General features: G+C 26.4%; 13 protein-coding genes and 1 other annotated feature. Of the genes, 10 read left to right on the forward strand and 3 right to left on the reverse strand.

Annotated elements, in window-relative coordinates; genetic code table 11:
* Nucleotides 1-236 precede the first annotated feature (236 nt).
* Nucleotides 237-560 carry a CGGC domain-containing protein gene (locus QOZ93_RS02680; protein WP_111942477.1) on the forward strand — a complete coding sequence of 108 codons (324 nt, stop codon included), beginning with the start codon at nucleotides 237-239 and terminating at the stop codon, nucleotides 558-560.
* Nucleotides 561-670: 110 nt separating this feature from the next.
* On the opposite strand, the gene QOZ93_RS02685 is transcribed toward QOZ93_RS02680, so the two are convergent.
* Nucleotides 671-1399 (reverse strand): HAD-IB family hydrolase, encoded by a 729-nt coding sequence (locus tag QOZ93_RS02685; RefSeq protein WP_111942479.1) that lies wholly within the window; start codon nucleotides 1397-1399, stop codon nucleotides 671-673.
* A gap of 142 nt (nucleotides 1400-1541) precedes the next feature.
* Here QOZ93_RS02685 and QOZ93_RS02690 point away from each other — a divergent pair, with 142 nt between their 5' ends.
* The gene (locus QOZ93_RS02690) at nucleotides 1542-2831 is read left to right on the forward strand and encodes a CCA tRNA nucleotidyltransferase (protein ID WP_307355005.1); all 1290 of its coding nucleotides are present in this window, start codon (nucleotides 1542-1544) and stop codon (nucleotides 2829-2831) included.
* 47 nt (nucleotides 2832-2878) lie between these two features.
* On the opposite strand, the gene asnA is transcribed toward QOZ93_RS02690, so the two are convergent.
* Nucleotides 2879-3889, reverse strand: a complete 1011-nt coding sequence (asnA, locus tag QOZ93_RS02695) for an aspartate--ammonia ligase (protein WP_307355006.1) — start codon at nucleotides 3887-3889, stop codon at nucleotides 2879-2881.
* Nucleotides 3890-3931: 42 nt separating this feature from the next.
* Nucleotides 3932-4192: a binding site (T-box leader), on the reverse strand.
* A gap of 187 nt (nucleotides 4193-4379) precedes the next feature.
* Between asnA and QOZ93_RS02700 the strand changes: the two genes are divergently transcribed.
* The 5 genes from QOZ93_RS02700 to QOZ93_RS02720 all read left to right on the forward strand — a co-directional run bounded on the left by QOZ93_RS02700 (nucleotide 4380) and on the right by QOZ93_RS02720 (nucleotide 9018).
* Nucleotides 4380-5405, forward strand: coding sequence for a P1 family peptidase (locus tag QOZ93_RS02700; RefSeq protein ID WP_307355007.1), 1026 nt, complete (start codon nucleotides 4380-4382; stop codon nucleotides 5403-5405).
* Between the two features lie 70 nt (nucleotides 5406-5475).
* Nucleotides 5476-6627 (forward strand): CapA family protein, encoded by a 1152-nt coding sequence (locus QOZ93_RS02705; protein ID WP_307355008.1) that lies wholly within the window; start codon nucleotides 5476-5478, stop codon nucleotides 6625-6627.
* A 56-nt stretch (nucleotides 6628-6683) separates the two neighbouring features.
* A complete protein-coding gene (locus tag QOZ93_RS02710) occupies nucleotides 6684-7355 on the forward strand; it encodes a cysteine hydrolase family protein (protein WP_307355009.1) in 672 nt (223 codons plus the stop codon).
* Between the two features lie 16 nt (nucleotides 7356-7371).
* Complete coding sequence (locus QOZ93_RS02715) at nucleotides 7372-8772, forward strand: ADP-ribosylglycohydrolase family protein (RefSeq protein ID WP_307355010.1); 1401 nt, start codon at nucleotides 7372-7374, stop codon at nucleotides 8770-8772.
* Between the two features lie 93 nt (nucleotides 8773-8865).
* Nucleotides 8866-9018, forward strand: coding sequence for a hypothetical protein (locus tag QOZ93_RS02720; RefSeq protein WP_307355011.1), 153 nt, complete (start codon nucleotides 8866-8868; stop codon nucleotides 9016-9018).
* Between the two features lie 32 nt (nucleotides 9019-9050).
* Here the strand turns inward: QOZ93_RS02720 and QOZ93_RS02725 are convergent, their stop codons facing one another.
* The gene (locus QOZ93_RS02725) at nucleotides 9051-9542 is read right to left on the reverse strand and encodes a YajQ family cyclic di-GMP-binding protein (RefSeq protein WP_307355012.1); all 492 of its coding nucleotides are present in this window, start codon (nucleotides 9540-9542) and stop codon (nucleotides 9051-9053) included.
* Nucleotides 9543-9844: 302 nt separating this feature from the next.
* On the opposite strand from QOZ93_RS02725, the gene potA reads away from it, so the two are divergent.
* From potA to QOZ93_RS02740, 3 genes are read left to right on the forward strand one after another with little or no spacing between them, the layout of a single operon-like run.
* A complete protein-coding gene (gene potA, locus QOZ93_RS02730) occupies nucleotides 9845-10888 on the forward strand; it encodes a spermidine/putrescine ABC transporter ATP-binding protein (RefSeq protein WP_307355013.1) in 1044 nt (347 codons plus the stop codon).
* Between the two features lie 4 nt (nucleotides 10889-10892).
* The gene (locus tag QOZ93_RS02735) at nucleotides 10893-11711 is read left to right on the forward strand and encodes an ABC transporter permease (RefSeq protein ID WP_111942497.1); all 819 of its coding nucleotides are present in this window, start codon (nucleotides 10893-10895) and stop codon (nucleotides 11709-11711) included.
* On the forward strand, nucleotides 11705-12481 hold the full coding sequence (locus tag QOZ93_RS02740; protein ID WP_307355014.1) for an ABC transporter permease: 777 nt from the start codon (nucleotides 11705-11707) through the stop codon (nucleotides 12479-12481). Before QOZ93_RS02735 ends, QOZ93_RS02740 begins: the two co-directional genes overlap by 7 nt.
* Nucleotides 12482-12483: the final 2 nt, after the last annotated feature.

The raw sequence follows: 12483 nt of genomic DNA on the forward strand, positions 1-12483 counted from the left end.
ATATGACTAATTAAAAAGTAATTTATTGTTGTTTTTATTTATTTTTGTCAACATATGAAATTTTATAATAAAAAACCAATATATTCAATAAATTTCACTTAAGTATTTAGATTTTCGATTAAGTTCACTTTTGTTATTTGTATTTTATAGGACATTCTATAAAACTTGTCAAATATAATATTATATATGTTATAATAATTTTGATTACATAACCCTATTTTTAGGAGGAAATATATATGAACATAGCTATATTAACTTGTAATAAGCTCTCTTATGAATGCTGTGGTGCTTGGTGTCTTCAAGCATTTAATGAAAAAAGTAAAGGATTTGCTATATATAAAGATTTAGATGAAGAGATAAAATTATATGGATTTTTTCATTGCAATGGTTGTGATAAGGATTTAAAAAAAGAATTAGATTATAAAATGGTACAATTAAAAAAATGTAATGTTACTAGAATTCATCTTTCTCTGTGTGTAAAAAATCAATGTAATAGATATGATGAAATTAAATCTATGCTAGAAAATGAAGGATTTGAAGTTGTTTATGGAACTCATTAGAATTAGTATAAATAACGGAGCTTATTTCAATGTGACAAGTTCCAGTTTGAAATTGTATTTATGAGCGTATTAAAAAAGGAGGGATTAACCTCCTTTTTAACTTATTTAGATTAGAATTGAATATCTAAAGGTGAAAGCTTATATATCATATCTTTTCTTTCAACTATTATTTTTGCTTTTTCGCGTACTTCATTATCTTCAAGAATCTTTTCTACAAGTTCTTTAGTAGGATTTATTGCAGTTGGATTTCCTACATTCTTAAACATAGTAAAATCTCCAGAAGTATCTCCATAAGCATAACTTTTACTTAAATCAATATCATATTTTGCACAAAAGCTTGATATTGCCTTTTGTTTACTTTCACTATCCCACATAGGTATTAATTCACCTGTATATATATCATTTTTATCTTTTTCATATACAGTACCTACATAATCAGTAAATCCATGTTTTAAACTCATGTTTTTAACTAATTCTATAGGAGAACCTGAAATTGCTATAACTAAATGTCCATTCTTTTTATGATATTCTATTCGATCTCTAGTAAAGGTATAAACCCTATCCCCTTTTTGTTTTATTACTAACTCAGCTATGAATTCAATTTGTGATTTATGCAAACCTTTTATTGCCTCTGTATAGATATCTGCCATTTTTAAAAGATAATTATCATAGTTTCCTTGTCTTTTATCCCATTTAATATAGTAAGGACGAACTTCGTTGTACCATCTAGAATTATCTATAATCTCACTTTTAATTAGTTTTTTAAATACTTCTGTAATTAATCCTTCTCTGTATAATGTTCCATCAATATCAAAAAATGCAGCTACTTTACTTGACATAATTTATCAACTCCTTACAATTGAATATATAAATTAATTTTTTATAAAATATTTTCCAAAGATTTCCAAGGAAATTTAATTTATATTAAGCAAGATTATAATAGATATCTATGTAAAAATCAATAAGAATTTAGGTGATTTTATGAATAAAAACACTAGTAATATTATTATTCCTAAAAAAGTTCAATATATTATAGAAACCTTAAAAAGAAACGGATTTAAAAGCTATGTTGTCGGAGGATGTGTAAGAGATTCTCTTTTACACAAGGTTCCCAAAGATTGGGATATTACAACTAATGCAGAACCTAATACTATTATAGATATATTTAATGATTTGGGACATAAAACTTATGAAGTAGGTAAAGCTTTTGGAACAATTATAGTTAATATACATAAGGAGGACTTTGAAGTAACTACTTTTAGATGTGAAAAAGATTATATAAATAATAGAAAACCTTCCATAGTTTATTTTACAAAGGATATTAAAGAAGATTTAAAAAGAAGAGATTTTACAATAAATGCTATGGCATATAATTATGAGGATGGGTTAATAGATATTTTTCATGGAAAATCTGATTTAAATAAAGCATTAATAAAAACTGTTGGAAATAGTAGTGATAGATTTTTTGAGGATGCTCTTAGAATGTTGCGAGCTATTAGATTTTCAACTTGTTTAAATTTTACATTAGATCCTCTAACTAAAAATGGCATTTATATAAATAGGGCTTTAATAAGAAATATAAGTAAAGAAAGAATAACTACTGAATTAACCAAAATCTTTTCAGATAAAAATTGTTATAAGGGGATACTTACTCTTTTTGAAACAGAGATTATTTATGATATCTTCCAAATTAAGAATTATACTTTAGAAAATGATTTGAAACTTTTAAATAGATTTTCACATATATTTTATTTAGACCTGTCTTTGGAGGAAAAGCTAAGTTTTTTCTTATTTATTATATATAAGTATATATTGAAGGCTTCTATAGAAAGTATAAGATTAAAAGAATGCTTATCTTATCCCAATGAAGTTATAAAACATATAAATACTAATTTAAAATACCTATATAATCCTATAAACAAGGCTACAAGGTTATACGTATGTAAAATTATTAATGAATTTTCCTTAGAAAATTTAAATGATTTTTTACAGGTATATTCAGCATATATATTAATTTTAGAAGATAAAGTGTATGAGGAAATACTAAAGGACTTTTTAAAAGAAAAAGAATATATTATACAAAATAGAGTACCTATAAGTTTAAAAGATTTAAATATTAATGGAAAGGGTTTAATAGATTTAGGAATAAAAGAGGGGATACGTATAAAAAAAATATTAAATATTCTATTAGAGAAAACTATTGAGAATCCTAAATTAAATTCTAAAGAAAAGTTAATAGAAGAAGCAATTAAAGTTGCTAATAATATTTAAAATTAATAATAAGGTGTAAATTCCATTACACCTTATTATTTCTAAGATTAAAGAAGTTCTATATCACTATTTAAACATTGAGATATAATATCTTCACTCCAAACAGAGCTTTGAACCTCTCCTATATGTTTTTTCTTTAAGAAGAACATGCAAATTCTTGATTGACCTATTCCTCCACCAATAGTGTAAGGTAATTTACCTTCTAATAATGCTTTATGGTAAGGAAGTTCACGTCTTTCCATCATATTAGCTTTTTCTAATTGGTCCATTAAAGCTTTTTCATCTACTCTTATACCCATTGAAGACAGTTCTAAAGCGCATCCTAATGTTGGATACCAGAATAATATATCTCCATTTAGGCTCCAATCATCATAGTCAGGAGAACGTCCATCATGTTTTTTACCGCTCTTTAAAATATCACCGATTTGCATTAAGAATACAGCTTTCTTTTCTCTTGCAATTTCATTTTCTCTTTCTTTATCTGTAAGATTTGGATACATATCTTCTAATTCTTGACTTGTTACAAAAGTAATTTCTTCAGGTAATATTTTAGTATATCCTTTTATAAAACTAGCTACTAAATCTTCTGTTTCTTTAAATACACTATAAATAGTTTTTACAGTTTCTTTTAATGTTTCCATATTTCTATCTTCTTTACGTATTACTTTTTCCCAATCCCATTGGTCTACATAAAAAGAATGTAATCTATCTAAGTCTTCATCTCTTCTTATGGCATTCATATCAGTATAAAGACCTTCGCCATTTTCAAAACCATATGTAAGTAGAGCTATTCTCTTCCATTTAGCTAAAGATTGAACTATTTCTAATTCTTCTTTAACGCCTTTAGCATCAAAAGATACAGGTCTTTCATAACCATTTAAGTTATCATTAATACCACTATCTTTCTTTACGAAAAGGGGAGCTGAAACTCTAACTAAATTCAACTTTTCTGCTAATTTACTTTCAAAAAAGTCTTTAATTTTTTTAATGTTAATTTCTGTTTCCTTAATACTACTTTTTAGTTCCATTGAAATTTGTGAATACTTTAAATCTACCATTGTACAAATCCTCCTTTAAAATAAAAAAAATCTTTCATCCACTAAAGGGACGAAAGACTGTATATTTCGCGGTACCACCCTAATTAGTCTGAAAGACTCACTCGTAATAACAGTACGAAATAATATAATTATTTGATACTGTTCCAAATTTAACGGTATGGTTCCGTCTAAGTCTACTGTTCTTTCGAAGTTCGGTTAGAAACTCTGAGATGTTCTTCAATATAAACTTTAGTGTCAAACTCTCACCATCATTGACTCGCTATGACTTCAATTTATATCTACTCTTCTCTTCATAGTAAATATCTATATGTTTTTTAATTTGATTTTAATTTTATAACTAATTTCTTAAATTGTCAATAAAATTTTTGTAGAAAAATAAAGAAAAATTTATTTGAATTATCATAATAAGAACTTATAAGTCTTTCGTTTAAATGATATAATTGAAATCAAGATGTTTTATGATATACAAAGATTCTTGAGGAGGGGTTTCATGAATAACTTAGCTATAGATGAATTTGGTTTTAACATTGGAAATATGAAAAAAGGAAAAAATAATTGTATAACTGATGTAAAAGGAGTTACGGTTGGTCATTATACAATAAAAGAAGAAGATATTAATACTGGAATAACTGCAATACTTCCTCATGAAGGTAATATTTTTAAAGAGAAAGTACAAGCTGCATCCTATGTTATAAATGGTTTTGGTAAGACTACAGGACTAATACAGTTAGATGAATTAGGAACTATAGAAACTCCTATAGTTTTAACTAACACCTTAAGTGTAGGCTCTGCATTTCAAGGTGTAATAAAATATATGTTAGAAGAAAATGAAGATATTGGTTTTTCAACAGGTACGGTAAATCCTATAATCTGTGAATGTAATGATGGATATTTAAATAATATTAGAAAAAATGTTATAACAGAAGAATTAGTATATAAAACTATTAAATCTACAGATAAAGAATTTTTACAAGGTGCAGTAGGTGCTGGAACTGGTATGTGTTGTCTTGGATTAAAAGGTGGTATAGGTTCTTCTTCTAGGATAATAAACATAAATAATGTTGAATATACTTTAGGAGTTTTAGTACTTAGCAATTTTGGAATAGGTGAAAATTTAACTATTCAAGGAAAACCTTTTGGGGATACATTAAAAAATGCTTATCCCAGGGAAGATAAAGGATCTATTATAGTTATATTTGCTACAGATCTACCTTTAAACAATAGGCAACTTAAAAGAGTTTGTAAAAGAGCTAATATAGGTTTAGTACGAACTGGAAGTTATCTTGGAAATGGTAGTGGAGACATTGTAATAGGATTTTCCACTGAAAATAAAGTTAAACATTATGAAAAAGATCATATATTGCAGGGAAAATACTTAAATGAAAACTATATAGACACGGTATTTAAAGCAATGGGAGAGGCAACAGAAGAGAGTATTCTTAATGCTCTTATAAATGCAGAAACTACAGTGGGATTTTTAAAACGTAAAAAATTAGGTTTAAGAGATATTTTATAAGCTTAATGTATTTACATATTATGGTAAAAAATGTATAATATCTTATATGTGAATATTTGAGGTGAGTTTATTGAAAAAAAATAATACAAAAAATAAGATACTTTTAGTTACAATAGCTTCAATGGTATTTTTAGTAGGAGGTTATATCAATTATAAGCAAGGGCATAGTGATAAAAAGGTACTAGAGGCTAAAAAAGAAGAACTAAGTTTAAATTATAATGAACTTTTTAGTAATCCCAATAAAGAAGAAGATAATAATTTAGATATACTTATTGGAGGAAAAATAGAATTTTCAAAGGAACTACAGGATAAGTTAAATAAAAATCAAGAGGGATACAAGGAATTGTTTTCTTGTATGAATAATTTATGCAAGAAGTCTATACCTATTTTTTCTTTAAATTCTTATTTTGAGAAAGAAAATGTTATTCATAAAGAATTTTGTGATTCTTTAAAAAAACAATTAAACTTACAACTTATAAATGGAGATAAAAAGGGCATATATGAACAGGGAAACAAGAAATTGTTTGAAAGTTTAGATATGTTAAAAAATAATGATATAAAAGTTTTAGGATTAAAAGATAACTTAGCTGAAAAAAATTATGTAGTAATTAAAAAAAACAATTTTAAAATAGGTATCTTAAATTATAATATTGAAGATAAAGTTAAAAGAGATAATGTTTTTTCTAATTATTATAATTCTTTTTCTTTAGAAAACTATGAAGGAAGTTTAAAAAATCTTGCTCAAAACATAGAAAATATAAAAAAGCAAGGAGTTACTTATATTATAGCTACACTTAATTTTCAAGAGACAAAGAAAAATCATCTAAAAATAAAAAAGGACTTTTCTGATTTAGGTGTAAACTTAATAATAGAAAAAGGTACTAATTCTAATGCTAAAAATGATGTTTTAAAAAACACCAATACTTTATGTATGGAAAATAATAGTGATTTTTTATCCTATAAGAATTTATATTCATCCAAGGCAGATAATATGAACTATTTTATTAAGATTAATTTAACAAATAAGGATAAGGCTACAAAGGTTAATAATATAAAATATATTCCTATAGCTTTATATGAAAATAATAATAAATTTAAATTAATTCCACTGACTAAAAGGCAAGAATACAAGGATTATAAAATAGAGGATATAAAAGATATAAATGCTTTGGAAAACAAAAAAGAAAATATATTAAACAGTATAAAAAGAATTTATAATTAAAAATATCATAAGGGTATTTTATAAGTGTAAATAAGATAATAAAAGGAGTTGTTCATATGCTTTTAGACAGAAAAAACCTAGATTCTTCTATAATACTTAATGAATTTAATTTTATGCATAATAAAGTTAATACAAGAAGTGAAATAGTTTTAAATATAAATGATTTGCCTAAAAACACAGCTTTAATTATAGTAGATATGGTAAATTCCTTTGCAACAGAGGGGGGAGAACTATATTCAAACAATGTTAAAGATTTAGTTCCATCTATAGTTGAATTAGCTAAGAAATTTGAAGAGAGAAATATGCCTATAATTGCATATAGAGATGCACATAATATTAATTCTCCAGAGTTTCATAGTTTTCCTAGTCATTCGCTACAAGGAACTTATGGTAGTGAATTAGTAGATGAATTAAAGGAAATAGATTCTATCATATCTGTATTTAAAAATTCTACTAATGGATTTATAGCTAAAAATCCTTATGAGCTTTTAGAAGGAAAATATACTAGCTTTGTTATAGTTGGTTGTTGTTCAGATATATGCATATATCAACTTTCACTAACTTTAAAAACCTATTTTAATCAATTAGACATAGAATCATCAATAATTATACCTACTAAGCTGGTAACAACATTTAATGCGGTAAATCATAATGCTGATATATATGATACTATATTTTTTTATAGCATGATTGTTAATGGAATAGATATAGTAGGTGATATAAAATAAAGGGGGATATTTACAAATGAAATCATGGAAGTACGAGTTGAAACTTAGAAGAAATGCTATACCTAAGGTATTAACAGAAGAGGAGCAAACATGGGATTCTTATAAAAAAATCTTAAAAGATGAAGATGATAAAATCAATCTTCTTTGGAATAGCCATGTTCCAGGTTCTTATGCACCTGAGAAAGTTCTTATTGGAGCTATTCAATCAGTTGAAAGTATGGGATGTGATGTTAGTAAGGCAGAAGAATTAATGGAAAAAGGTTTAGAAGCATTAAAAGATAATAATTTATATGAATTACACAAGTTAACAGCTGAAATATTCTATGAATTAAATAATGCTCCTAAAATCAAAGATCATCCATATTGGAGTTATACAGTATATAATAATTTTGAGGAATATCTTAATAAGGTTACTTTTCCTAAATATGATACTTTTGAATTAAATATATCAGAATTTAATGAACAAATAAAAAGTGCATGGGTATATCAAATATGTGCTGGCGCATTAGGAACAGCTATAGAAGGGTATACTAGTGAGAATTTGAAAAAGGCCTTTGGAAATATAACATCTTACATAAGGACTCCTAATACTTTTAATGATGATATTACATATGAGATAGCATTTTTAAAAGCTTTTGAAACAAAGGGATATGATGTTACGTCCAAAGATATTGCTAAAGAATGGGTAGGATTAATACCTGCTGGATGGTCTGCTGAAGATATAGCTTTAAAAAACATAAGAATGGGTATTTTTCCACCAGAAAGTGGATACAAAAACAATCCTTATAGAGAATGGATTGGAGCTCAAATGAGAGGTGTAGTATGTGGATTTGTTGCACCTGGTAATCCATATATGGCAGCTAAACTTGCTTTTGAAGATGGATCCGTTTCACATCATAATAACGGAGTATTAGGAGAAATTTTTAATGCTGTAATGACTTCTTTAGCCTTTGTAGAAAATGATATTAGAAAAATAATTAAGTTATCTATAGATGCTATTCCTAATGATTCAGAATATTATTCAGTAGTAAAATTTGCTTATGATTTATGCTTAAATTCAGATTCATTTGAAGATTGCTGGAAGGTTTGTGAAGAAAAATATAAGGAATACAATTGGATACATGCTTATCCTAATGCAGCGGCTGAAGTTATTGCTCTTTGGTTTGGAAAATGTGATTTTGAAAAAACTATGAATATAATTTGCATGGAAGGACAAGATGTAGATTGTAATGCAGCACAAATTGCTAGTATTTTAGGAATTATTAATTTAATGGATGGAATTAATATTGATAAGTGGGTTACTCCAATAGGTGATAGAATTTGTACTTATGTTAGAGATAATGAAGAATTTAGTTTAAATGAATTCTGTAATTGGAATGTAGAAATTGTAAAAAAACATATAAATAATCTTAAATAGATTATGTTTACTTTAATAACTGCTTGACTTTATATAGAAATTGCTCTTAAAATAAGATGTATTACTTAATAAATTATAGATAGGAGCTTTTTCATGAACGATAATACAATGGAACGAATGAAACAATTAATAGAAGAAAAAAAGAATAAAAATGTTAAAAAAGAGAATAAAAGACCTTCAAAATGTATAGGTTATTCAAGAGGTGCTAAGCGTTCTAAAAAATCTGGTGGTTTATTTGATAAATAAAAAGTATTCACTATAAGTGAATACTTTTTTTATTATCTAAAGTTTGTAAATTGAAGAGCTATACCATAATCATTTCCCTTTAGTAGAGCTATAACACTTTGAAGATCATCTTTATCTTTACCTTGAACTCTAACTTGATTATCCATAATTTGAGCTTGAACTTTTAATTTACTTGCCTTTATATCGGCTACTATTAATTTAGCCTTTTCTTTTGATACACCTTTTACTATTTTAGCTACTTGTCTTAATGTTCCCATTGCTGCATCTTCTACTTTTCCATAATCAAGTGCTTTTACGGATATACCTCTTTTAATTAATTTACCATCTAAAATTTCTTTCATAGCATTTAATTTATATTCATCTTGACCATGAACTTTAATTTCTTCTTCTTTTCTTTCAATTTCAGCAGTACATCCTTTAAAATCATATCTATTGCTTATTTCTCTTGTAGCCTGGTTAATAGCATTATCCACTTCCTGTAAATCTACTTCTGATACTACGTCAAAAGAATAATTACTAGCCATAAATAGCACCTCTTTCTCTTTTTTTATACAATGATAATATTAACAAAAACGCATAATTTAATCAATATATATAACATATTTAAATAGATTATACTGTATATCTATGCATTTTAAAGATATTCATTATAATATGAAAATAACTTTAATAGATGCTTATTTATAATAAAAAACAATAAAAAATAAAAAAAATTAAAAGAAATGTTGAATTTATAGTATTTTTTTTATAAAATAAAAGTTGGTTTACTATTAACCACTATTGTAAATACTAAAATTATAAAACTAAATAGGGGTGAAGCAAAAAAATGAGTGAAAACATAATTGAATTAGTTGGAATTCACAAAGATTATGAAGGATTAGAAATCTTACAAAACATTAATTTTACCGTAAAGAAGAATGAATTTTTAACTCTTTTAGGTCCAAGTGGCTGTGGTAAAACAACTACCTTAAGGTTAATAGGTGGTTTTGAGACCCCATCTACGGGTAAAATAATCTTTGAAGGAAAAGATATAAGTAATATTCCGCCTTACGAAAGACAGATAAATACTGTATTCCAAAGGTATGCTTTATTTCCCCATATGAATGTATATGAGAATATAGCTTTTGGTTTAAAACTTAAAAAAATGCCTAAAGATGAAATAGATAAAAAAGTAACAAAAATGCTTAAACTAGTTAACTTATCTGGGTATGAAAAAAGAAAAATATCTGCATTAAGTGGTGGACAACAACAAAGAATTGCAATTGCAAGGGCACTTGTAAATGAACCTAAAGTACTTTTACTAGATGAACCATTAGGTGCTCTTGACTTAAAATTAAGAAAAGAAATGCAAACAGAACTTAAAAATATGCAGCAACAAATAGGAATTACATTTATATATGTAACTCACGATCAAGAAGAAGCACTTACCATGTCTGATAAAATTATAGTAATGGAACAAGGTGAAATTCAACAAATGGGTACACCACAAGATATTTATAATGAACCTAAAAATGCTTTTGTCGCTAAATTCATTGGAGAATCTAATATTGTAAAAGGAATAATGAATAAGGACCTTGAAGTAGAATTCTGTAACACAATTTTTAAATGTGTAGATAAACGTCCAAATAATTGCGAAGAAGTTCAAGTGGTAGTAAGACCTGAAGATATTAAGATTGTATCAGAAGAAAAGGGTATGCTTAAAGGGAAAGTAACTTCAATTATCTTTAAAGGTGTACACTATGAAATAACAGTAGAAGGGGTTCTTAAAGAACAATGGATTATTCATTCAACAGAGAAAGTAGAAATCGATACTTGCATAGGAATGGATATATATCCAGATGATATTCATATTATGGAGAAAGAAGGGTAGCTAAATGAAGAAATACACATCTTATCCATATATACTTTGGAATATAATTTTTATTGTATGTCCATTACTTTTAATAGTTTATTTTAGTGTAACTAAAAGTGTTATAGACCCAAGTGTAACTTTAGAACACTATAAAAGATTTATGGACCCTCTTTACATAAATATATTGTTTCGTTCCATAAAATTAGCTGCATTTTGTACAATTTTATGTTTAATTTTAGGATATCCATTAGCATACATATTAAGTGGTTTGGAACATAGAAAAAGAAATATATTAGTAATGCTTTTAGTCCTTCCAATGTGGATGAACTTCTTATTAAGAACTTATGCATGGATGGCTATTTTAGGTAAGCATGGTTTTATTAATTCTTTTTTAACTTGGCTTAGTCTACCACCATTAAAATTACTATATAATGATGGTGCTGTATTATTAGGAATGGTTTATAACTTTTTACCTTTTATGGTACTACCTATTTATACTATATTAAATAAAATGGATGATAGTTTAATAGAAGCAGCTAGTGACTTAGGAGCTACTAAGTTGCAAATTTTTTATAAAGTAATTTTCCCACTTAGTATGCCAGGAGTATTTTCAGGAATTACTATGGTATTTATGCCTGCCGTTACTACCTTTGTAATATCTAGGTTACTGGGTGGTGGACAATATATGTTAATAGGTAACTTAATAGAACAACAATACCTTACAGTAGGTGATTGGAATTTTGGTTCCGCAGTATCTATTATCATGATAATAATTATTTTAATTACTATGGCCTTTATGTCCAAAGTAGATAAAGAAGAAGGTGGTGGGGGACTATGGTAAAATCTTTAGGGAAAAAAATATATGCTTTTCTTATATATTTATTCTTATATGCTCCTATAATAGTATTAATTATTTTTTCTTTTAATGATTCTAAGTCTAGAGTTACTTGGAATGGATTTACATTAAAATGGTATACAAGTTTATTTTCTGATACAGAAATACTAAAATCTTTGTATTATACTATAATAATTGCACTTTTAGCTTCTCTTATTTCTACGATTTTGGGGACTGTAGCTGCTATAGGAATAAACAATTATAAATCTTTTAAAAGAAAATTACTATTAAATATAAATTATTTACCAGTTCTAAACCCTGATATTGTTACAGCAGTAGGGTTAATGTTATTATTTAATATGTTAAAAATAGAAAAAGGTTTTTTAACTATGTTACTTGCTCATATTAGTTTTTGTACTCCTTATGTTGTTTTAGCCGTTCTTCCAAAGTTGAAACAATTACCCAAAAACATAATGGAAGCGGCACTAGATTTAGGTGCAACACCTATGTATGCCATGAGAAAAGTCATAATTCCTCAAATATTCGATGGTATTATATCTGGTGCATTAATTGCTTTTACTCTTTCTATAGATGATTTTGTAATAAGCTTCTTTAATACTGGTTCTGGAGTTTCGAATTTGTCAATTAATATATACTCTATGGCTAGAAAGGGTATAAATCCTAAAATCAATGCATTATCAACGTTAATGTTTTTATCAGTATTAATAGTCTTATTAATAGTCAATAAAAAGAGTGCGAAAGGAGAAAAAAACTAAGA

The sequence above is a fragment of the Hathewaya limosa genome (genome assembly GCF_030815255.1).
In the GTDB taxonomy this organism is placed as follows: domain Bacteria; phylum Bacillota; class Clostridia; order Clostridiales; family Clostridiaceae; genus Hathewaya; species Hathewaya limosa.